Raw genomic sequence first — 22,652 nt, forward strand, 5'->3', positions numbered from 1 at the left:
GTAATTAAAATCGTCGCATTCTTGTAGCTTAAGGCCTTTCATGTTCGATATCACAAAAATACGTGCTGACTTTCCCATACTGAATGAAACAGTCAATGAGCAGCCTTTGGTGTATTTAGACTCTGCGGCTACCTCGCAAAAACCACAGGCAGTTATTAATGCTCTTAGCCGTTTTTATAGGCACGAGAACGCCAATGTGCACCGCGGCCGCCACACACTCAGTGAAAACGCGACACGCCAATATGAGCATACACGAACGCTACTTGCAGATTATTTTTCTGTAAAAAATAATGAGATAGTGTGGACCAAAGGGGCAACCGAATCGATTAATTTAATCGCAAATGGTCTGGCTTCGAGGCTCAAACCTGGCGATAAAATTGCCCTATCTGCTATTGAACATCACGCTAACATCGTTCCTTGGCAACAGCTAGCTCAGCGTACCGGTGCAGAAGTCATTATTTTGCCGATAGAAAATGATTTAACTATTAATAGCGTGCACTGTAGTGAATTTATCAAGCAACAAAAGCCTAAAATAGTCGCTATTACCCATGCATCAAATACCCTTGGTAACATCACTGATTTAGCGCCAATCATTAGCGCATGTAAAGCCATTAATGCTATTTCTGTTGTTGATGGTGCGCAGGCAGCGATGCATTTACGCCCTAATTTACAAGAGATTTCCTGTGATTTTTACGTATTTTCTGCCCATAAAATGCTCGGGCCAACAGGTTTAGGAGGCCTATATGGCCGATTTGAGCTGTTAAATTCGCTGGATGTATATCAAACCGGTGGCGAAATGATCGAAACAGTGAGCCTAACACACAGCACTTTTCGTGATGCACCGGGTAAATTTGAAGCAGGAACACCCAATATTGCAGGTGTCATTGCCTTTAGTGAGTCAATAAATTATTTAACATCGTTAGATTTTCAGCAAATGCGTCAACATGAGCATACAGTTTTTGACTATGCGATAAAACAATTATCAGCTATTGATGGTATTAATATCTATTCAAACCAAACAGATAACATCGGTAACATTAGTTTTAATTATCTCGATGAACATCCGTTTGATTTAGCCACCCTACTTGATGGATTTGGCATTGCCGTGCGTAGTGGCCATCATTGTACGCAACCTATAATGAGCCATTTAGGTATACCAGGGACTGTACGAGCAAGTTTTGCGTTATATAACAATAAAGCTGATGTCGATTCCTTTATCAGTGCTGTTAAAAGTAGTATCGAGTTATTAGATTAATTTTGGATAAGTTATGAATTCAGCGTTTGAAGCCGTTAGTAAAAACATTGAAACCGCTGCTGGCTGGCAGCAAAAATATCGCCAAATAATGCTCTTAGGTAAGCAATTACCTGTTATGCCTGAAGTGCTCAAAGTAGATGATGCCCTAGTTAAAGGCTGTGAAAGTAAAGTGTGGCTGTATATTGACTTTGATCACTCGGAAAACAGCCTAGTATTAGCGGGCGATTCAGATACTCGCATCGTTAAAGGACTATTGGCTTTAATTTTAGCCTTATACAATGGTCTAACACCGGAGCAAGCAGCGCAAATTAATGCCTATGATGAATTTGAACGACTCGGTCTAATTAGCCATTTGAGCCCTTCTCGTGGTAATGGTATTAAAGCCATGGTTGATAAAATTCAAACCATGGCTAAACAAAAACAATAAGTTTTATAAACTACGCTGTTTTTTATCGAGGTATTTTCTAATCGCTTTGGCTGCAACAAAAAAGCCAAAGCTGCCTGTAACCATAGTTGCAGAGCCAAAACCATTATTACAGTCCATATTCATTGAACCATCTGCACCTTGTTTTGCTTGGCAAACCTCACCTTCAGAGGTTGGATATACAAGCTGCTCTGTTGAATAAACACAATCAACGTTAAATTTTCGCTTTGGATTGCTACTAAAGTTGTACTGTTTTCGCAAAATATAACGTACTTTTGCAAGCAATGGATCATGGGTTGTCTTTGCAACGTCACCAAAACTGATTTGACTAGGGTCGGTTTGCCCGCCTGCGCCTCCGGTTGTAATAACCGGTAGTTTTATGCGTTTACAGTGAGCAATAAGCGCAGCTTTTTCTTTTACAGCATCAATACAATCAATCACATAGTCAAAACCTTGAATATGCTCACGAATGTTATCTAGCGTAATGAAATCGTCAATAACATTAATTTTGATATCTGGATTTATAAGCTCACAACGTGTTTTCATCGCTTCTACTTTTGCTTCGCCTACGGTGCCAGTTAAAGCATGAATTTGACGATTAACATTGGTTGCACAAATATCATCTAAATCAATGAGGGTTAGTTGCCCTACACCCGTTCGAGCCAATGCTTCAGCAGCCCAACTACCTACGCCACCAATTCCAATGACACAAAAATGTGCTTGTTGTAACCAATCAAATTGTTGATGACCATATAAACGTTTAATGCCACCAAAACGAATGTCTTGTGTTGTTTCTTTCATTTACCAATCCAACGTCCAAGGAGCTGTCCACTCTTTGAATTCGTCTGAGTTAAAAACTTCATTAAGATGAGTACCTAAAGTGTAATCACATCGATACTCTTTAAGCTGCTCTTTATAGCTAAATTGTAGTGCATAGGCATGCAAGTTTGTGCGCTCGTCTTTACTACCAGCATACGTACTATCACCTAGAATTGGAGCGCCTAAGCTTTTCATCGCGACTCTAAGCTGATGTGTCTTACCAGAGAATGGCTTTAACAAGTATGCACGAAGCCCTGGTCGAATACTTTTTGAGTAAAAGCGTGTGATAGCAGGATTCGTTTGGCTCTTTAACAGCTTAAATGCACCACGACGACTTTTCTGCATATCCCCTTTTATCCAACCTTGCTTTTTCTTAGGCTTAGCATCACTTACGGCTAGGTAAAACTTATTTATTTTTTGATCAGAAAATAGCGAAGTGAATTCGGCTGCTGCTTCTTTGTTACGGGCTAATATAATTAAACCTGATGTTACTTTATCTAGCCTATGAACCGGATAGAGCTTCTCATTAACAAGCTCTTCAGCAAGTACGACAAAACCAGCACATTGTTCACTATGAAAGCTCACACCTGCTGGTTTATAAAAAACAAAGAAGTCATCTTCACTGGCATGAAGATGAACATTGTTTACATCATGCATTTTTAGTTGCCAAGCACTGCAATAACGCGCGCTAAGTCTTCAGGGGTATCTACGCCTGCTTGCGGTGCACACAGAGCTTTTGCGATTTTAATTTTGTGACCATGATAAAGTACGCGAAGCTGCTCTAATGACTCTAAAAGCTCTAATCGAGATTCTGGTAATTCGATGTAGTCCTTAATAAAGCCAGCACGATAAGCATAAATACCAATATGGCGCGCAAAATCAGCAAGATTTAGCTTTTCTCGGTCATCATTCATCATCGCATCACGATGATAAGGGATTGGCGAACGCGAAAAATACAGTGCGTTGTTGTCTGCATCGTTAATGACTTTCACGCAATTGGGATTAAATATATCATCAATCTCATCAATGCTGGTGCTCAAAGTCGCCATTGGCGCATCAGAATCAGCAAGTAGCATGGCAACTTGAGATACATTTTCGCTTGCCAATAAAGGCTCATCACCTTGCACGTTGACAACAATAGTGTCACTTTCAAGTTTTAACTGTTCAACAACTTCAGCTAAACGTTCTGTGCCTGATTGGTGATCTTCTCGTGTCATCAATACATTATCAGTAAACTTCTTTACTGCATCAAACACTGTTTGATGATCAGTCGCTACATAAACTTGTGAAGCACCTGAAGCAACCGCTTTTTCATAAACATGTTGGATCATTGGTTTACCACAAATATCAGCAAGTGGTTTACCTGGTAAACGCGTCGATGCGTAGCGAGCTGGGATAACAACTACGAATTCCACTTATCAACCTCTTCTTGGCTTAATTCACGGGCTTCATTTTCTAAAAGCACCGGGATATCGTCTTTGATTGGGTACGCTAGTTTCGCAGCAGTACTGATAAGCTCTTGATTTTCTTTATCAAGACGTAGTTTACCTTTACACACTGGGCAAGCGATAATTTCAAGTAATTTTGTATCAAAGGCCATTGAGGATCCCTTTTTGTTTTAATAATAAATTAAGTTTTTCGATAACTGCTGCTGTTGGCTTTGCATCAACAGGTAAATAATACCAATTTGGTTTAGCAAAACTAAAGCATTTAACTGCATCTTTTTCTGTCATAAATACAGCGTCATCTGCAAAATCGATAAAGTCATTAGCTTGGTAGGCATAATGATCACGAAAATGATGAGTCGATAGCAAGTTAATCCCTTGCTGCTCAAGACTTATTTCAAAGCGTTTGGGGTTACCAATAGCACTGACCGCATGGCCTTTATCTTGAACTGAATTGGCAAGTTCTGAATTACTTACGGTTCGAAATGGGCTTGATGTTAAATCATAGCGGCTTTGAGCGTTGCCACCATTTTCTATGACTAAATCAACCGATTTTAAGCGCGCTTTGGTTTCACGAAGTGGACCTGCAGGCATTAATAAACCGTTACCAAATTGGCGTTCACTATCAACGATACAACATTCGATATCACGCGCCATTTTATAATGCTGCATGCCATCATCAGAAATAATGACATCGATATCATGTTGCTCTAATTTTTTTATACTCGCTTGTCGGTCAGGGCCAACCATTACAACACAACCTAGGCGGCGTTTAATAAGTACAGGTTCGTCACCAGCTTGCGCTGTACTCGTATGTTCCGTCACTAACAAAGGATACGAATCAGACTGACCACCATAGCCACGACTGATCACCGCCACTTTTAAACCTTGCTGCTGTAAGTACTCAGCGAGCCAAATAACAAATGGTGTTTTGCCGTTTCCACCCACACTAATGTTACCAACAACAATGACAGGAAGATGCGCTTTAAATGCTTTTAATATATTAAGCTTATAAAACAAAGCACGAAGCGTTGAGATAAGCCAAAAAAGCACACTGAAAGGTAACAGCAGAACGCTGAGTAAGCCTGGCTTTTTATACCAGCTTTTTTCAATAACACTCACTATTGCTCACCAAATTGCATCTTACATAAGGCACTATAGGTACCGTCTTTTTCAAGAAGCTCGCTATGTGTGCCCTTTTCGATAACTTGACCATGGTCGATGACATAAATGCAATCACTGTTTTCTATTGTTGATAAACGGTGTGCTATCACAATCGATGTTTTTTCTTTCATTAAGCTATCAAGTGCTTGCTGGATTAGTTTTTCAGATTCAGTATCAAGTGCAGATGTCGCCTCATCTAGAATCAAAATAGGGGCATCTTTTAATATTGCACGTGCAATGGCTATTCGCTGACGCTGGCCGCCTGACAACATAACGCCGTTTTCACCCACCATGGTATCTAAACCTTCTGGTAAGTCTTTAACAAACTCCCATACATGGGCTTGCTTGGCAACGGCCATTAACTCCTCGTTTGTTAATTCGCGGTCGAGGCCATAGCAAATGTTATTCGTTATGGTGTCATTAAATAAAACCACTTGCTGTGAAACGAGTGCAAATTGCTTACGTAAGTCTGTCAGTTTGTAATCAGCGATGTTGACGCCATCAAGCAAAATTTCACTGTCACCTTCAAGCTCATAATAACGCGGTAATAAATTTGAGATGGTCGATTTACCTGAGCCAGAACGGCCAACCAATGCGATGCTTTCGCCGGCATTAATCGAAAGTGATAAATTCTTTAATACAGGCTCATCTTTCGTTGGGTATTTAAAGGTCACATTGTTCACTTCAATTTTCCCAGTTACTTTGTCAACGCTGTAAGTGCCAGTGTCTTTTTCTACTTCTTCATCAAGTACTAAAAAGATACTTTGCGCTGCCGAAATACCACGTTGTAAATCGCTATTAACGTTAGAAAGTTGCTTCAGTGGGCGTAATAACATCATCATTGATGAAATAAGTAATACGAAGTCACCTGAACTGATGGTATCAATCATCGACGGCATAGACACAACCCATAAAATCACGGCCATCGCGCTTGCTGCCAAAATTTGGATAACAGAAACGCTTAACGCTTTAGTTGCATCCATTTTAATGCGCTGCTGACGATTATGATTATTAATAGCCGAGAATTGTGATATCTCTTGCTGTTGACCACCAAAACCATGAATCACCTTGTGACCAGATAGCATTTGCTCTGAGCTGCGAGTTACTTGTCCCATAGCAGATTGGATTTTTTTCGAAATCATACGAAAACGTTTCGATACAAAGGCAACGATCACGGCCACCAGCGGAATAATGACTAAAAATATCAGTGATAGCTTCCAACTGGTATAAAACATATTAAATAGTAAGAAAACAACAAAGGCCCCTTCTCTAACAACAATTAATAGGGCTTTAGTAATGGCTTGTTGAACCTGCTCAGTATCAAAGGTGATTTTAGAGATTAAATCGCCATTTGAGTTTTTATCATGAAAAGACACCGGCAGATGTAAAATATGTTCGAATAATTGTTGGCGCAACGTTCTTACAACTTGAGAGCCTACATAACTTAAACAGTACGACGACATATAGTTAAACATGCCACGACCTAATACCAATGCAATTACAACAAATGGTGCATAAGTTAAAACATCAGTGTTACGATCATTTAAACCTTCATCAATGAAGGGCTTCATTAAATTGATAAACAATGCATCCATGGCTGAATAGCCAATCATGCCTACAATGGCGAAAAACGCGATTAACTTATAATCACCCACATAACTGATTAATCGCTTATAGATTTGGGATGTAGTTTGATCCATAACACTCTCTTATTCATAGACTTCAACTATTGTAGCCTTTAGGGGGTAAAAACAAAACGTCAATCTTGTTCGAACCAATAACTTTCCTGCTCTCGCGCAAATTCTAAGCGATATTTATCTTCGTAAAATTTTATGCGTATATGGCCATTCTCTGCCGTCGATAACTGCTTTATATGGTGTTGGTTATAACGATTTACAACCTCAGGATGAGGAAAGTGCCATTGCCCTTGATAAGCAGATGAATGGATGACCACTTCAGGGTTTACTGCACCTATAAATTCATAACTTGAAGAGGTATTACTACCATGATGGGGGCTTATTAAAATAGTCGCTCCTAAATCCATCCCCTCTTCAACAAGCTTAGTTTCTGCCGCTGCAGATATATCCCCAGTCAATAACACTGAATAATTAAAACCCGTTACTTTTAATAAACACGACTGATCATTACGACTTGCATTTTCTACCTTTGCTGTAAAACTTCTGATTTTAAGCTCATCAGGCTTGAGCGTTGTTGTTTTGCACTTATTTCCCAGCCCCTGAGGATGAAAAGTAGCTAAGGTGTGTTGATAGCCTGCCATTTGCCAACTTGTTAAACCGCCAGAATGGTCGTTATCTAAGTGGCTTATTATTGTTGCAATAATAGATAACTGTTGTTTATTGATGTTGTTGAGTAATACACGGCGTACATAATCATAACGGCCAAAGTACTGTGGCCCTAAATCATAAATTATCGCTTTGTTTTTGTGGCTTACCATCACCATTAATCCATGCCCTACATCAAACACATCTAACTGAAACTTAGCTTCTGGCTGTAATTCACTATCAACGGCATATACACAAACAGGAATTAAGCACACATATTTATTTGGGCTAAAGTACAACAGCAGAAGTGTTATGTAACTTATGATCAATAATGAAAAACTAAACTCATTGAGCGAGAACCAACGCCAGTCATTAGGGATAGAAAGTAGTAATTGATAGCCATAATACAGCGCACTGTCGACGAGTGATAACAAACCAGAAATATCCAGTAGGCTAGAAACCAAACTATAAAAAATTAAGAAAGGCAATAACAGCACACCAACCAAGGGCACAGCAATAAGGTTAATCAATAAACCTATGACACTAGTGCCTGAGAAGTAATATAAGGATAGAGGCAGTAAACCGACAAATAAAGCGCACTGAACTTGCAGTAGCTGTGCAAATCGCTTTAAAAAACCAAGTGACAAATTAACTGTGTTTTTAGTCAGTAGAAAGATGATCGTAACGGCCAAAAAACTGAAATAGAGCCCGGGGTTCAAAAGTGTAAATGGGTCTATAAACAACACAACACTCAAGGCGTACAAAATTGAACGCCAACGCACTGGGTTTTTCCCTAGGTTATAAATAACAAGGTAACAGCCTAACATCAGCAGCGCTCGGCTTGCGGAAACTATAAAATCACTTAAGTAGACATAGACGAACGAGCAACAGAACCCTATAAAAACAAATAACTTATTTAATTGAATTGATTGTCTTACGCGTAAATGACTCACTCTTAACAGCCACTTACTACTATAAAAGCCGACTGCAAAGATAAGTCCGATATGAAGACCTGAAATAGCAAGCAGATGCGACAAACCTAATTCACGTAAGTGTTTTCTATCTTCATAGCTTATTTTACTTTTGTCACCGGTTAAAAGCGCATAATAAAGCCATTGTAATTGGGTGCTTGCCGTCACTTTTTCAATATATGTGCGGTAGCTCACTCGAAGGGAGTCATATCGATGATGATTTAAATAGCTTATCTCCCCTACGCTTCGGCCTTTATAAAATACTCGCTCAAGTAATGCTTGCCGTTCTCTATCAAAACTATAGAAATTTTTTACCGATCTGTAAGGTTTAAGTTTGAGTTCTGCGCTTAATTCATCTCCACTAGTAACAGGTTTATCTGAAGTAATGCTTAGCATTGCATTAGGAGCAGGTCGCATACCTGTAGAGCAAAATTCAATATTTTTTAGACTTGCTTTAATGTAATAAGGGCTTTGTTCACTGTAAGTTTCAGCTACCTCAAATCGAACTAATCGGCTTTGTTGATAATCGATTTGACAGTTAGAGATAGAGTAAAAGATGATGTAATGAAAAATCACTACTAAAATAGCGCAAATAAACCCTGACAATAGAGTTAAAAAAGGCTTAAAATAGGCACCTGCTAGCAATACAGCAAAACTCATTATATAAAACGCCGCAGTGCCAAATGTATATAGGGTGAAAAAACAGCCTATGACAAAGCCGCTGCATAACCAAATAGATGTAAATGGTTGCTTTAAATGGCTAAGAAAACGATCCAACGCTTTTTACCTGATCATAACAAGGTAAAAGAACACAAGTATTTAAGAATTTTTGGTCGTTTATTGCATGATGCCAATTTATGGCACTTAAATAGACGCTCAGCACGCGGTGCATTTGCGGTTGGTTTATTTTTTGCGTTCATCCCTGTTCCTTTTCAAATGGTTCTTGCAGCCGCCCTGGCTATTCCATTTCGAGTAAATTTACCGATTTCTGTTGCAACAGTGTGGATCACTAACCCACTAACCATGCCTCCTATTTTCTATTGTTCATATATTGTAGGCACGATTGCCCTTGCTCAACCACAGCAGCACTTCCAATTTGAACCAAGCTGGCAATGGTTTATAGATAGCCTTACAACTATCGGCCCTGCGTTTTTAGTTGGCTCATTTATTTGTGCAACAGCTGCGGCAATCATTGGTTATTTTGGTACCGATATGCTTTGGAAACGCTCAGTCCGTAAAGCATGGATACACCGCCATAAAAAATAACTGATTTCAGTATAGACAAAAAACCCAGCTTGAAGCTGGGTTTTTTATTTCTTGCAAGAAAGCTATTTGCTTTGCATAAAGCTCTCTAATTATTACTTCTTACGAAATACACGACGTGCTGCTGCAAATGGTAATAGCAATAATGCATACCAAGGGAAGCTTGCTGATTGACGCTCGTATTGTTCAATCTCTTCTGCAGGACATTCTTCAACACTGCCGTCAATTGGTGTTAACTTAACAGCCACTGCGACACTTTCATATTCGATATTGCCATCAACATCGACTACAACGTTACCGAATGAATCTGTCTTTTCAACAGTTTTAGTCGCAACACCGAAGATTTCATTATTGTTGTTAATTGATTTCGCTTCAGCAACCGTGTATTTAAAGCGAGTCTCACCATCTTCTTCATAACAAGGTAATAAATCGTTTAAGTTTACAACTGAGTCTTCACCAATGGTGTACATGAAACCTTCACGACGACGCGTAGAAGTATTATAAATATCTGTTTCACCCTCACCAACAACTATACCATTATCATTGATATCGTTAGCTAATGAGCTTGAGCTTGAGAAGTAATCAGTTGGGAAAACAACGCTGTCGCTATTTTTATCGTAGTAGAAAAATTTTGTACGCGTTGTACCGTCGATACGCTTGCTCGCATAGCCAACAATAACATCATCATTATTAACCGCTAAAGGCTGACCCGAAATCCAATCATCCTCTTGGTCGATAAATTCTTTTACTTCACCATTTTCGAAAATAACAGGCATAGTAATACGTGTGCTATTACTCTTGTAACGCACATCAGACGTACCAACCACTAAACCATTTTCGTTGATTGCAATTGCATTGCTACGGAACGCGAAATCTTCATCATCTTCAGGCGTTAAACCTAAGCCATACATTTCTGTATTGGTGATGTTTAGATTAGTGTCTAATGTCCACTTAACAGCACGTTTATTATAAATACCCGTTGAATAAGTACGGTTGTACGCTTCAACACAGTCTGAAACTGGTTCATCTTCGCCATCACAGTTATCAGTAATATCATCCAGTGGATCAACCGCAATATCCGTTGAAACAGTACCTACAACTTCGTAACCATTAGCTGTTTTGATAATGTCATTTGCCGAGCTAATACCGCCGTAATCATCAAACTCTGGTGCAAGTTCAACTTTCACACCGTCTTCGGTAATAACAATTGCACGGCTAATGAAGTCTCTTAAAAAGTGGGTTTCTTCTTCATCTTCATCTGTTTGAGTGAACGATGTTTTTTCGTAAGGTGCACTGCCCCAACCAACCATTACACCGTCATCTGTTACAGCATTTAGTAAGTTAGAAGTCGAGCGTGTTAAGCCGTCAAAATCAAGAGACTGTTCATCAAATAAAACTTGCTCTGAAGCACCTTCAGATGTGTAAAGCGTTGCAATTGCACTTGATAATTTTTGATATTCAGACTCAGTTGAACGACCTGTTAAAAAACTTACCATAAATGCATGAGCATCGGCATTTGTATTTACCGCATCGTTATTCTCAATATCATCAAGCGTGAATGTAATTTCTTTATCAATGAGTTCATACTGCTTTTTAGCTGTATCATAAGAATCTTTGATCGACGAATCTGTAAAATCGATATAAGAGACATCAACGGGTAATTTGTAAAGGCCATTTGCTAAGCCTATGATGTGACCGTTTTCACTAACATCTGTTACGTAGTTAAATTTAGCGCCATCAATTCCACCTAATTCTTCTAATTTATAGGTTGCGCTTATCGCTGAGGTACTTAGGGTGGCTAAAATACTGGCAGCGAGTAATTTGTATTTCATTTTAATCCTTACTACTGATTCTTTAAATCTTCGAGTTCTTCCCAGCGCTCAAAAGCGACTTCAAGCTCAGACTCTAACTCGGCTAAATGGTTCAATGCTTCTGTTGTAATTGCAGCATCTTGCTTAAAAAAGTCAGGGTCATTAACCACAACTTGCTGAGCGTCTAACGCTTTTTCAAGTTGTTCCACTTTACTGGGTAATTCTTCTAATTCAAGTTTTAATTTGTAAGAGAGTTTATTACTTTTCTTTGGTGTTTTATCTTGGCTAACAACGGCCGGCTTTTCTTGCTTAATTTGTTGCTGTTGTTGTTTTTCTTGCTCAGCTAAATGAGCTGCATACGCTTCATAGTCGCTATAACCACCAACAATGTCGGTGATCTTGCCGTTACCTTCAAATGCCCATACAGAATTACAGGTATTATCAATAAATTCACGGTCATGGCTTACAATCAGTACAGTGCCCTGATATTGGTTAATGATCTCTTCTAAAAGCTCTAAAGTTTCAATATCGAGGTCATTGGTTGGCTCATCGAGAACAATAATATTCGATGGCTTTAAAAATAACTTTGCTAATAATAAGCGGTTTTTCTCACCACCTGAAAGCGCTTTTACTGGCGTACGCGCTCTTGCCGGTGGAAATAAGAAGTCTTGTAAGTAACCTAGTACATGACGTGAGCGCCCGCCCATCATCACTTCTTGCTTACCTTCAGCTACGTTATCTTGTACTGTGGCTTCTTCATCAAGCTTTTGACGATACTGGTCAAAATAAGCAAACTCTAAGTTAACACCTTGCTTAACACTGCCGCTATCAGGTGTTAAGTCACCAAATAAAATTTTAAGCAGTGTTGTTTTACCAATACCATTTGGCCCAACAAGGCCAACACGATCGCCACGCATAACAAGGGTTGAAAAGTCTTTTGCGATGACTTTATCTTTAAATGCATGACAGATGTTTTTCGCTTCGAATACTAATTTACCCGAACGATCCGCTGTTTCAATATTGAAATCAGTTTTACCGACTTGATCAACACGCTGCTTACGCTCTTTACGTAACTCTTTTAAAGCACGTACACGGCCTTCATTACGCGTTCTACGTGCTTTAATACCTTGGCGGATCCACGCTTCTTCTTCTGCTAAGCGCTTATCAAATAATGCGTTTTGTGTTTCTTCTACTTTTAGATCATGCGCTTTTTGTTCAAGATATGTCGCATAATCGCCAGGGTATGAAACCAGCTTACCACGGTCTAAATCAAGAATACGGGTTGCAACTGCTCGAATGAATGCACGGTCGTGAGAAATAAAAACGATGCCGCCTTTAAACTCTTTTAAAAATTGCTCAAGCCAAATAACACTACTCATATCTAAGTGGTTGGTAGGCTCATCAAGTAGCAGTAAATCGGGTTCACTAACCAAAGCTCGTGCAAGAGCAACTTTACGTAGCCAACCACCCGATAATGATTCAAGCTTGGCTTCTGGGTTTAGCTCTAAGCGAGATAAAACGAGCTGAATACGGGTATCAAAACGCCAGCCATCAACAGTTTCTAATTGATTAGATAAACGCTCTAATTTGTTAAGCAATTTATCGTTATAGTCTGTTTGCATTTGATTACTAACTTGGTGATATTCTATCAGTAAGTTAGCAATGTCAGGCATGCCCTGCGCGACATAATCAAATACTGAGCCTGCCGCCCCTTTTGGTGGATCTTGCTCTAAACGTGAAATGCGAATACCGCCTAATTGGTTGATTTCACCATCATCCAATGTCACTTGGCCATCAAGCACTTTTAATAGTGTTGATTTACCTGCACCGTTTCGACCAACGATACAAACGCGCTCACCTGACTCAATAACAGCATCGGCATCATCTAGTAGCGGATGCGTACCATAAGCGAGTTGAGCTTTGGCTATTCTGATTAAATCCATCGTGATTACTACTCTTATTCTTTATTATCAGCAATAAATTGCGCTAATTGCTCAGCATCAAAAGGCCAAAATAATTTCTTGCCTTGATGAGATTCCACAACCGGAATACTGGTTTGGTAAAGTTCAATCAGCTGTTCACTGTCCATAATATCTTTTGCTACAAACGAAGCGTTTGTAGCAATTAATAATTCATCGGCCATTTCACACAGATGACAGCCATCAGTGTGGTACAGGGTAAAGTTAGCCATGGGTAATAAGCCAGCTATTATGAATTTGCTTATTACGTTTAAAATCTGGTGATAAAGTCTTGTCAGAAATGTTTTCTGCTTTTAAACCCAGACCCATTAGCCCTACTTCATCTATGCTAAAGCCACGCTTATTATTTGAGAATATAAGCGTACCGTTAGGGCTTAAAATTTTCTTAACCCAGGTAAGTAGTTTGATATGGTCGCGTTGTACATCAAACGCATCTTTCATACGTTTTGAGTTTGAGAACGTCGGTGGATCTAAGAAAATTAAATCATATTGGCCTTGTGCATACTCAAGCCACTTCAAGCAGTCTGCTTGCTCAAAACGATAACGGGTATTACTGATATCATTCAGAGCAAAGTTTTCTTGCGCCCACTTTAAGTAGGTTTTTGACATATCAACCGTGGTAATGGCTTTAGCACCACCCACAGCAGCATGCACAGATGCGCTGCCTGTATAAGCAAACAAGTTTAAGAAACGTTTGCCTTGTGCGTTTTGTTGGATATAACGACGAGCTAATCGGTGATCTAAGAACAAACCAGTATCTAAATAATCAAATAAGTTTACTTTGAATTTAGCGCCAAACTCTTCCACTACTTGAGTACGATTTTGTTTTGCTACCTTGGTATATTGCTCTTCACCTTTTTGCTTTTTACGCACTTTAACTGCAATATTTTCTGGTGCTATATTTAACTGCTCAGCGGTCAAGCTGATCACATCTTGCAAACGTTTTTGAGCCGTATTGTCATCGATTTCTTTCGGTGCAGCATATTCAAAAATAACCGCTGAATCATCGTATACATCTACAGCTACGTTATATTCTGGAATATCCGCATCATAAACACGGTAGCAGCTTACTTCATTTTGCTTTAACCAGTTCTTTAAATTTTGCTTATTTTTCTTTAAACGGTTTGCAAAGGCTGTTGAACCTTCAAAATTAAGAGCCGGCTTATCTTCTTTGCTAAGTTCTACTTGTTTATCGTCAAGTTGGTAAAGATTTAATACAACATCTAACGGGCCATTTTTAAACTTATAGCGTTTTAACTTAACTAACTTTAATAACTTAAATAAGCTTTCGTCAGTGCCAAGTAAAGCAAGTTTCCAATGATTAAAGTGCTTTTTGAAGCCAACACCTAAGCTACGGTGTAAGTTAACCAGCTCAGCCATTGAGCCTAAACGTTCACCATAAGGTAAGTTTGAAATCACCACACCAGGTAGTTTCGCAACTGGGGTTAACTTAGTGGCATCGCTTTGTTTAAACTTAATCACATTACCAAGGTCAGCACGCTCTGCGTTTTCTTGAGCTTTTGAAATCACACTGGCGTCAATATCATGGCCAATAAGCCAAAGTTTAGGATCTGTAATTTGTGCAGTTAGTTCTGCTTTTAATTCTTTGTATTTTTGAATTCGGAAACTAGGCAGGCGCTCAAAGGCAAAACCTTCACGGAATAAGCCCGGCGCTTCATTGCGTGCCATGCTTGCAGCTTCAATTAAAATGGTACCAGAGCCACAACATGGATCGAATAAAGGTTGCTGTACGTTTTCAAGCCAACCACTTCGTTTCACAAGGGCTGCAGCTAAATGCTCTTTAATCGGCGCTTTGCCTTGATCTTGACGATAACCACGCTCAGATAAACGCGGGCCAGAATAATCGATATAAAGCGCAACACCTTGACGGTTCAACCTTGCTACAACACGTACATTGGCATTGTATTTATCTACATCAGGACGTTGCTCGAATAAATCCGCGAAGTAATCAACAATCGCATCTTTTACAACTAGACCTGAAAATTGCGTATTTTTTAAATCGTTATTAGTACCAGTAAAATCAACAGCAAAGGTTTGTTTAGGACTAAACCACTCCTGCCAAGGCTGTAAGCGTGCAAATTGATAAAGGCTGTCTTTGTCTTTTACGCCTTCTTTTTCTTCTATCAGCATCATGATACGAGTCGCAAAACGGCTCGATAAACAAATCTTTTGTGCTAATAAGCTATCTGCTTCAAAACGTACAGAGCCCACGGTTTGTTTTGAGACTTCTGCACCGAGTGCTGTAAGCTCATCAACAAGTAAATTTTCTATTCCGATAGAAGTAAGTGCGATAAATTGCAAAGTAAAAACCCTTAAATGCTAATTGCGCAGGATTATAGCATAGCTTGGCGAACAAAAACGCCAACATTTGCAGGGATATTAGCTGGATTTTTACTTAGCTCACTAGGTTACGAATCTCGCGCGGCGATTAAATCGCTCCTAAAGTGAACAAATTTCAATTCACAAAGGTCAACACGCCCTAGGCTGATTTAAACTGTTTTTGTTGAATATAAACAGGATGGATACGGTTATTTAAAACCTTAATAGCCTCAAACTGTTCAAGAGAAAGGTTTTCGTCTAATTGAAAGTTTTGGCTTAGGTTAATACACACTGAGGCTTCGCTTGAGTGATCAACAATTAAAAACTCACCTTCTTGTGCCTGTGAGCACAATTTCACTACAGCTTCGACACTTGGTTGGCTGCCATTATACTCATGAAAGAACCAACTTTTTGCAAGTACTGGCTTTAAATGAAATTTGACCGCAGTGGCATTCAGCGCGATTTGGCAAAGCTCTGCAGGGTTCCATAGTGAGAAAGTTTCGAGGTATTGATAAACTTGCTGATAAAATGCAGCGTCTTCAAGGCTAAAGTTAGGCTCTTGTAAAACAGCATCGGTGAGTTGGCGAAGTTTGTAAGGCGTGCACAGTTGCATATCTTGGTCTAGGTCAACCAAAAGACGATTATTTTTTGCACAAGCAAGCCATTTCCATTGCTTAGATGCTTGTAACATGTCTCCTCCCTAACGAATAAATACTGTGCGCATAATCACAAATTATAACTAAAGCAGACCATTAATAAAATGATTTCTTAGAACATTTTATTAATGATCAATTGCTTAGATAACTGATCCTTATAAGCTATTTAGGATCGTTTTTACCAATTCTGGGCCTTTATAAATGAAACCAGTGTAAACTTGTACAAGGTCTGCACCTGCTGCAAATTTTTCTTTTGCCGAATCAGCATCATCGATGCCACCCACACCAATGATAGGTAGTTTACCTTCGGTTAAACGCTTAAGCTCACTAACCACATGGGTTGAACGCTGACGCACAGGCTGGCCTGATAAACCACCCGCTTCATTTGCATACTGTTGACCTTGTACCATTGCGCGCTCAAGTGTCGTGTTTGTAGCAATAACACCATCGATCTTATTGTTGATCAATGACTCACTAACTTGGCCGATTTGTACTTCATCTAGATCAGGGGCGATCTTAACTAGCATAGGCACTTGTTTGTTATGTTTAGCAACCAGATCAAGTTGTTCATTCTTTAAGCTTTGCAATAAGTCATCAAGCGCTTCACCATATTGTAAGTCACGAAGACCTGGGGTATTCGGTGAAGAAATATTTACTGTGATATACGATGCATGCTCAAATACTTTACGCATACAGTGAATGTAATCATCTTTACCCTGCTCGTTTGGTGTATCTTTATTTTTACCAATATTAATACCTAGAATACCGTCGTATTTCGCTGCTTTAACATTGTTAACTAGGTTATCAACGCCCTTATTGTTAAAGCCCATGCGATTAATAATCGCATTTGATTCAGGTAAGCGGAAAATACGTGGCTTGTCATTACCCGCTTGAGGACGTGGTGTAACAGTACCTACTTCAACAAAACCAAAACCCATTTGCGAGAATGCATCAATACACTCGGCATTTTTATCTAAGCCTGCCGCTAAACCTACTGGATTTTTAAACTCTAAACCTAAAAAGTTGACGGGTTTATTAGGGACAGATTGAGACCACGCAGCACTCAATGGCGTATGAGCAAATCGGCGTAAATTATTAAGTGCAAATTCATGAGCCCACTCCGCATCACGGGTAAACATAAAACGGCGAGCTAGATCATAAAACATGGTTTGTTCCTTAGGTAAAAATAAACAAGGTAGCCGTTTGTAAACGGACCATTGCAAATTAAGGGCAAAAAAATACCCCAGCGAGCTGGGGTATGTATTTTAACGACTTTTCACTTATTTGGAAGTGTCACAGTTGTGGCTTAACAACATTAGTTCACGAAGTGCCACTGAGAACTTCGCAAAATCATGGCTTTGCGATGTTTTGAACTCAGATAGCATCTGCTTCCAACGTTGTAATAGTAGATCTTGGTTATCCATCCACTCATCAATTTGTGCATCAATGTCTTTGCTGTCTGCAGCAAAGCTATTAAGTACCACAGCTGATAATGTACGTTGTTGCCAATCCAGCTCTTCACGGTAAGAAGCACGAGCAAGTGCTTGCCAGTGGTTCGCAACTGGTTGGTTGGTGATTTGGTCAAGGAACCAATGTAAGCCCATACGCGCACCTAGCTTGAAGTAGGTGTTAGAAACCATATCAATGCTACGCTCTGAATTGTTAGCGATTTCAGCTAAGTCCATTACAGAGAATAAGCTTGATAGTGACACAATACGTGTTGCAAGTGCTTTTGGTACATTGCTGTCAATTAGCTTATCTGCCGCTTTAACTAGGCGCTCGCTTTCTTTTTCAACCATGTAGCTGTTTAAGTTTTCACTTAAATCAGCAAATGTTGGTGCAAAGAACTCAATTGCTTGCTCAATCGTTTGTGCTTTATTGCGATGACGTAAGAACCAACGTGTTGCACGACGAACCGTACGACGTAATTGATATAGCATTTCTGTTTGTACAGCTGCTGGGATCTTATTATCAAGTGCAACAATTGATGACCATGTTTCTGGCATCTCGAACACTTCTTTTGCGATTGAGTAGCAAAGTGCGATTTCAGCTTCGTTAGCACCTGTTTCTTCGTGCATACGAACCATAAAGTTAAGACCCATATCGTTAACGATGTTGTTTGCAAGTTTCGTTGCGATAATCTCTTTACGAAGTGGGTGGTTATCCATTGCATCGTTGAACTTCTCACGAAGTGGCACTGGGAACGACTTAACTAATAACTGACGGTAGTAAGGGTTTTCAGTGATTTCATCAACCACTAGAGACTCTTTAAGAACCATCTTCGCGTAAGAAACAAGTACAGAAAGCTCTGGACGAGTTAAATCTTTACCCGCTGCTGCGCGCTCTGCAAGCTCTTCATCCGTTGGAATGAACTCGATTGCACGGTTAAGCTTGCCATCTTTTTCAAGGGCATGGATGAAACGTACTTTTTCTTTAAGCGTTGACGTACCTTTTGATTGAGTAATCGATAAGGTATGCGTTTGACGGTAACAATCTTTTAATACTAACTCAGACACTTCATCAGTCATTGAATAAAGTAACTCATCACGCTGTTTACGTGTTAAGTCACCTTCAGCAACTAGGCCATTAAGTAAGATTTTGATGTTTACTTCGTTATCTGAACACGCAACACCACCTACGTTATCGATGAAGTCAGTGTTAACGCGACCGCCTTTAGCCGCAAATTCGATACGACCTAATTGAGTCGCACCTAAGTTACCGCCCTCACCTAGGATCTTCGCACCAAGCTCAGAACCGTTAATACGAAGTGCATCATTCGCGCGGTCACCCACATCAGCATCAGTCTCTTTAGAGTTCTTGATGTAAGTACCGATACCACCATTCCAAAGTAAATCAAACTCCATCATTAGAGCTGCTTTGATTAACTCGTTAGGTGTCATGCTCGCTTTCTTAGTGCCAAGCATTTTCTTCATTTCTGGGCTTAAGCTAATTGATTTAGCCGCACGAGAGAAAATACCACCACCTTGAGAAATGAGGTCTTTGTTGTAATCTTCCCAAGAAGAACGCGGTAGATTAAATAAACGCTCACGCTCTGGGTAAGATGTCGCTGCATCTGGGTTTGGATCAACAAAGATGTGCATGTGGTTAAACGCTACTTGTAAGCGAATATGCTTAGAAAGCAACATACCATTACCAAATACGTCACCCGCCATGTCGCCGATTGCCACCACAGTGAAATCAGTTGTTTGACAGTCAATGTCCATTTCACGGAAATGACGCTTAACAGATTCCCACGCACCTTTTGCAGTGATACCCATTTTCTTGTGGTCGTAACCTACTGAGCCACCTGATGCGAATGCATCACCTAGCCAGAAGTTATATTCATTTGCAATGCCGTTAGCGATATCAGAGAAAGTCGCAGTACCCTTATCGGCAGCAACAACTAAATACGGGTCATCTTCATCATGACGAACAACATTAACTGGTGGAACAATCTCACCACGTTCAATGTTATCTGTGATATCTAATAAACCACGGATGAAAATCTTGTAACACTCTTGGCCTTCTTTGAAGAATGCTTCACGGTCTGTCGGTAGCTGTTTACATACGAAACCACCTTTCGAACCTACTGGTACGATAACCGTGTTTTTAACTTGTTGCGCTTTAACAAGACCCAGCACTTCAGTACGGAAATCTTCACGACGGTCAGACCAACGTAAACCACCACGAGCGACTTTACCACCACGTAAATGCACACCTTCAACGCGCGGCGAGTATACAAAGATCTCAAATGCAGGCAGAGGTAATGGCATTTCAGGGATCATAGAAGGTTGAACTTTGAACGATACGTATGACTTAAATTGGCCGTCCGCTTCTTTTTGGAAGAAGTTCGTTCTAAGAGTTGCATTGATCATATCAACGTATAAACGGATGATTCGGTCGTCATCTAGGTTTGCTACGTTTTCTAGTTCAAGATTAACTTGTGCAACTAGCTTCTCTAATGTCTTCTCACTACCTGGGTTCTTAACTGAGAACTTTTTAGTGAATAAGTTAACGATTTGCGATGCAATGTGTGGGTAATTTGCAAATGTGCTTTCGATGTAAGTTTGCGAGAAAGTTACACCAATTTGACGCATGTATTTAGCGTAGGCACGAAGAATAGACGCTTCACGACCTGTTAAGCCACCCATTAATACTAAACGGTTGAAACCATCATTTTCTAAACGGTTATTCCACACGTTCGTTAATGCAGCACGGAAACGCGCTGACACTTTATCAAAGTCAGCAATGCCCTTGTTGTCAATTAGCATGGTGAAATCCATGATCCAATTAACTTTACCGTCAGTTGTTTTCACTGAGTAAGGTGTTTCACCTACTACGCGTAAACCAAAGTTTTCTAACATCGGCATTACGTCAGACAAGTGAATTGGCACATCTTTATGGAATAAGCTTAAACGAACAACATTTGTGTTTGCTTCTTCTTGTGGACGGTAGAACAACATCTCAAGTTTGTTCTCGTCGTTTAGAAGTTCTAGCTTTTCAATATCAACAACCGCTGCACTTGGTAAAACCTGATCTTTATACGCACTTGCAAACGCTTGTGCATATTTACGGTTTAGTTCTTTACCGCGTGCTTCACCTGCGCTTTCAAGTAGTGCAGATTGGAGTCTATCTTCCCAAGTACGGGCAGCTTCAATTAGGTTGTTTTCGATGTCTTTCACGTTATATTCAATATTATTGTCAGTCACACGCACCGTGTAATGTGTACGGGCTAATGTTGACTCAGAGAAGAAAGTAGTAAATTCGACTTTGTCGTCAGAATTAAATGCATTGGCTAAGATACGTTGCGTTTCACGACGTAGTGCCGTGTTATAGCGCTCACGCGGAACATATACCATGCAAGAGAAGAAACGGCCATATGCGTCTTTACGCACAAAAATACGGCACATATCACGCTCTTGTACTTGTAATACGCCCATGGCAACTTCAAGTAGTTCAGCTTCACGTGCTTGCACAAGCTCATCACGTGGATACGTTTCTAAAATATTTAATACCGCTTTGTATGCATGGGTGCCTTTAGCAAAGTCACACATTTCCATAATGCGGTTAATCTTACTTTTCAGTACAGGTACATCAGCGGCGCTGTTGTTGTAAAAGCTTGATGAGAATAAACCAAGGAAGCGATCTTCACCAATTACATTGCCCTCATCATCAAAACGCTTAATACCCACGTAGTCGATGTATGCAGGTCGATGTACACGAGACACTGAATTTGTTTTCGTTAAAATTAATAAGTTACTGCTACGCGCTTCTTGGCGCGCTACTTCAGGTAACTCAGAAAGTAAGCGGCTATGCTCTTCGTCTGTGTTTTTCATTAGACCAAGGCTAGTGCCCTTTTTACCTTTTAACTGGTAATCACCTTGCACTGGCGAAAGTTCATATTCACGGTAACCCATTAGCGTAAAGTTATCTTTAGCTAACCAGTCTAAAAACTCTACCGTTTCTGCAACTTCGCTTTCGTTATTATTATGGTGGCGTTTAGGTAAGTCTTTCGTTACCGCAATTAGCTTTTCACGAATTGGCTGCCAATCTTCTACAGCGATAGATACGTCAACTAACACAGACTCAAGTTCTTTTTTGAAAGACTCAATTACTTTTGCATCTGTTTGACGATCAATTTCGATAAAGAACACAGTTTTTGTCGACGTTGATTCTTGCTCTGCTTTTAAGCTTGAAATACCGGTGATTTTAGCATTTTTATCACGTTGGATTTTCAGCGGAGAGTGAAGTAATAAGTGAGAAGCGATGTTTGCGCGGGTCATGGCCATACGCACAGAATCAACGAGGAAAGGCATGTCTTTCGCGATGATTTCAACAATAGTGTGCGATGACTGCCAGCCATCTTTTGCTACTTCAGGATTGAAAACACGGACAACCGCGTCATCAGAATTATTTTTTTCTAGCGAGTTCCATAGGCTTAGTGCAGCGCCATATAAGTCACTATCGTTGCGATGAGCCAAATCCTCTTTAGACATATTGCTGTACAAGGCTTTGGCGAATTTCTCAACGAGTAACACATTATCAGCGTGAACTTTTTTCTGGATCAGCTTACAGACATTATCTAAGATAACCGAGGCTTGCCCTTCATTTCGTGTCATTGTATGTTCCTTAATCTATACTACTTATCGATTAGTAGAATATTTGTACAGCCATTTATTAGCGTGGAGTCAGGTAAATTCTAACTCTTTTACAGCTAATAAACAGCCTTTTCGATGAAATCAT

At 39.9% G+C, this 22,652-nt stretch carries 17 protein-coding genes; 3 read left to right on the forward strand and 14 right to left on the reverse strand.

Features of this window, described 5'->3' with window-relative positions; genetic code table 11:
- Positions 1 to 40 precede the first annotated feature (40 nt).
- Both AOG26_RS05475 and AOG26_RS05480 read left to right on the forward strand, forming a co-directional pair.
- A complete protein-coding gene (locus AOG26_RS05475; protein ID WP_054561571.1) occupies positions 41 to 1,255 on the forward strand; it encodes an aminotransferase class V-fold PLP-dependent enzyme in 1,215 nt (404 codons plus the stop codon).
- A 13-nt stretch (positions 1,256 to 1,268) separates the two neighbouring features.
- Positions 1,269 to 1,682 carry a SufE family protein gene (locus AOG26_RS05480; RefSeq protein WP_054561572.1) on the forward strand — a complete coding sequence of 138 codons (414 nt, stop codon included), beginning with the start codon at positions 1,269 to 1,271 and terminating at the stop codon, positions 1,680 to 1,682.
- 3 nt (positions 1,683 to 1,685) lie between these two features.
- Here the strand turns inward: AOG26_RS05480 and tcdA are convergent, their stop codons facing one another.
- From tcdA to AOG26_RS05515, 7 genes are read right to left on the reverse strand one after another with little or no spacing between them, the layout of a single operon-like run.
- Positions 1,686 to 2,480, reverse strand: coding sequence for a tRNA cyclic N6-threonylcarbamoyladenosine(37) synthase TcdA (gene tcdA / locus AOG26_RS05485; RefSeq protein ID WP_054561573.1), 795 nt, complete (start codon positions 2,478 to 2,480; stop codon positions 1,686 to 1,688).
- Positions 2,481 to 3,155, reverse strand: coding sequence for a TIGR01621 family pseudouridine synthase (locus AOG26_RS05490; protein WP_054561574.1), 675 nt, complete (start codon positions 3,153 to 3,155; stop codon positions 2,481 to 2,483).
- Positions 3,156 to 3,157: 2 nt separating this feature from the next.
- The gene (kdsB, locus tag AOG26_RS05495) at positions 3,158 to 3,913 is read right to left on the reverse strand and encodes a 3-deoxy-manno-octulosonate cytidylyltransferase (RefSeq protein WP_054561575.1); all 756 of its coding nucleotides are present in this window, start codon (positions 3,911 to 3,913) and stop codon (positions 3,158 to 3,160) included.
- Entirely contained in the window at positions 3,901 to 4,098 is a 198-nt protein-coding gene (locus AOG26_RS05500) for a Trm112 family protein (protein WP_036968654.1), read from the reverse strand. The genes kdsB and AOG26_RS05500 overlap by 13 nt, the downstream gene beginning before the upstream one ends.
- On the reverse strand, positions 4,088 to 5,065 hold the full coding sequence (gene lpxK, locus AOG26_RS05505) for a tetraacyldisaccharide 4'-kinase (RefSeq protein ID WP_054561576.1): 978 nt from the start codon (positions 5,063 to 5,065) through the stop codon (positions 4,088 to 4,090). The genes AOG26_RS05500 and lpxK overlap by 11 nt, the downstream gene beginning before the upstream one ends.
- On the reverse strand, positions 5,065 to 6,807 hold the full coding sequence (gene msbA / locus AOG26_RS05510; RefSeq protein WP_054561577.1) for a lipid A export permease/ATP-binding protein MsbA: 1,743 nt from the start codon (positions 6,805 to 6,807) through the stop codon (positions 5,065 to 5,067). The genes lpxK and msbA overlap by 1 nt, the downstream gene beginning before the upstream one ends.
- Positions 6,808 to 6,866: 59 nt before the next feature.
- Positions 6,867 to 9,020, reverse strand: coding sequence for a DNA internalization-related competence protein ComEC/Rec2 (locus AOG26_RS05515; protein ID WP_054561578.1), 2,154 nt, complete (start codon positions 9,018 to 9,020; stop codon positions 6,867 to 6,869).
- A gap of 96 nt (positions 9,021 to 9,116) precedes the next feature.
- Here AOG26_RS05515 and AOG26_RS05520 point away from each other — a divergent pair, with 96 nt between their 5' ends.
- Positions 9,117 to 9,626 carry a DUF2062 domain-containing protein gene (locus tag AOG26_RS05520; RefSeq protein ID WP_054561579.1) on the forward strand — a complete coding sequence of 170 codons (510 nt, stop codon included), beginning with the start codon at positions 9,117 to 9,119 and terminating at the stop codon, positions 9,624 to 9,626.
- A gap of 92 nt (positions 9,627 to 9,718) precedes the next feature.
- On the opposite strand, the gene AOG26_RS05525 is transcribed toward AOG26_RS05520, so the two are convergent.
- From AOG26_RS05525 to AOG26_RS05555, 7 genes are all read right to left on the reverse strand, one after another.
- Complete coding sequence (locus AOG26_RS05525) at positions 9,719 to 11,455, reverse strand: DUF3466 family protein (protein ID WP_054561580.1); 1,737 nt, start codon at positions 11,453 to 11,455, stop codon at positions 9,719 to 9,721.
- Positions 11,456 to 11,466: 11 nt separating this feature from the next.
- Positions 11,467 to 13,377: an ATP-binding cassette ATPase Uup gene (uup, locus tag AOG26_RS05530; protein ID WP_054561581.1), complete on the reverse strand. Its 1,911-nt coding sequence runs from the start codon at positions 13,375 to 13,377 to the stop codon at positions 11,467 to 11,469.
- Between the two features lie 14 nt (positions 13,378 to 13,391).
- Positions 13,392 to 13,625 carry a glutaredoxin family protein gene (locus tag AOG26_RS05535; protein ID WP_054561582.1) on the reverse strand — a complete coding sequence of 78 codons (234 nt, stop codon included), beginning with the start codon at positions 13,623 to 13,625 and terminating at the stop codon, positions 13,392 to 13,394.
- Complete coding sequence (gene rlmKL, locus AOG26_RS05540) at positions 13,618 to 15,735, reverse strand: bifunctional 23S rRNA (guanine(2069)-N(7))-methyltransferase RlmK/23S rRNA (guanine(2445)-N(2))-methyltransferase RlmL (RefSeq protein WP_054561583.1); 2,118 nt, start codon at positions 15,733 to 15,735, stop codon at positions 13,618 to 13,620. Before rlmKL ends, AOG26_RS05535 begins: the two co-directional genes overlap by 8 nt.
- A gap of 178 nt (positions 15,736 to 15,913) precedes the next feature.
- A complete protein-coding gene (locus AOG26_RS05545; protein WP_054561584.1) occupies positions 15,914 to 16,444 on the reverse strand; it encodes a cell division protein ZapC domain-containing protein in 531 nt (176 codons plus the stop codon).
- Positions 16,445 to 16,564: 120 nt separating this feature from the next.
- On the reverse strand, positions 16,565 to 17,575 hold the full coding sequence (pyrD, locus tag AOG26_RS05550; RefSeq protein ID WP_054561585.1) for a quinone-dependent dihydroorotate dehydrogenase: 1,011 nt from the start codon (positions 17,573 to 17,575) through the stop codon (positions 16,565 to 16,567).
- A gap of 114 nt (positions 17,576 to 17,689) precedes the next feature.
- A complete protein-coding gene (locus AOG26_RS05555; RefSeq protein WP_054561586.1) occupies positions 17,690 to 22,528 on the reverse strand; it encodes an NAD-glutamate dehydrogenase in 4,839 nt (1,612 codons plus the stop codon).
- Between the last annotated feature and the right edge of the window lie 124 nt (positions 22,529 to 22,652).

The organism is Pseudoalteromonas sp. UCD-33C (genome assembly GCF_001306895.1).
Taxonomy (GTDB): domain Bacteria; phylum Pseudomonadota; class Gammaproteobacteria; order Enterobacterales; family Alteromonadaceae; genus Pseudoalteromonas.

Coding starts and splice junctions, on each gene's coding strand:
- AOG26_RS05475 (WP_054561571.1), top strand. CDS start 41: ATGTTCGATATCACAAAAATACGTGCTGACTTTCCCATACTGAATGAA.
- AOG26_RS05480 (WP_054561572.1), top strand. CDS start 1,269: ATGAATTCAGCGTTTGAAGCCGTTAGTAAAAACATTGAAACCGCTGCT.
- tcdA (WP_054561573.1), bottom strand. CDS start 2,480: ATGAAAGAAACAACACAAGACATTCGTTTTGGTGGCATTAAACGTTTA.
- AOG26_RS05490 (WP_054561574.1), bottom strand. CDS start 3,155: ATGCATGATGTAAACAATGTTCATCTTCATGCCAGTGAAGATGACTTC.
- AOG26_RS05500 (WP_036968654.1), bottom strand. CDS start 4,098: ATGGCCTTTGATACAAAATTACTTGAAATTATCGCTTGCCCAGTGTGT.
- msbA (WP_054561577.1), bottom strand. CDS start 6,807: ATGGATCAAACTACATCCCAAATCTATAAGCGATTAATCAGTTATGTG.
- AOG26_RS05515 (WP_054561578.1), bottom strand. CDS start 9,020: ATGAGTTTTGCTGTATTGCTAGCAGGTGCCTATTTTAAGCCTTTTTTA.
- AOG26_RS05520 (WP_054561579.1), top strand. CDS start 9,117: ATGGCTAAGAAAACGATCCAACGCTTTTTACCTGATCATAACAAGGTA.
- AOG26_RS05525 (WP_054561580.1), bottom strand. CDS start 11,455: ATGAAATACAAATTACTCGCTGCCAGTATTTTAGCCACCCTAAGTACC.
- uup (WP_054561581.1), bottom strand. CDS start 13,377: ATGGATTTAATCAGAATAGCCAAAGCTCAACTCGCTTATGGTACGCAT.
- AOG26_RS05535 (WP_054561582.1), bottom strand. CDS start 13,625: ATGGCTAACTTTACCCTGTACCACACTGATGGCTGTCATCTGTGTGAA.
- AOG26_RS05545 (WP_054561584.1), bottom strand. CDS start 16,444: ATGTTACAAGCATCTAAGCAATGGAAATGGCTTGCTTGTGCAAAAAAT.
- pyrD (WP_054561585.1), bottom strand. CDS start 17,575: ATGTTTTATGATCTAGCTCGCCGTTTTATGTTTACCCGTGATGCGGAG.
- AOG26_RS05555 (WP_054561586.1), bottom strand. CDS start 22,528: ATGACACGAAATGAAGGGCAAGCCTCGGTTATCTTAGATAATGTCTGT.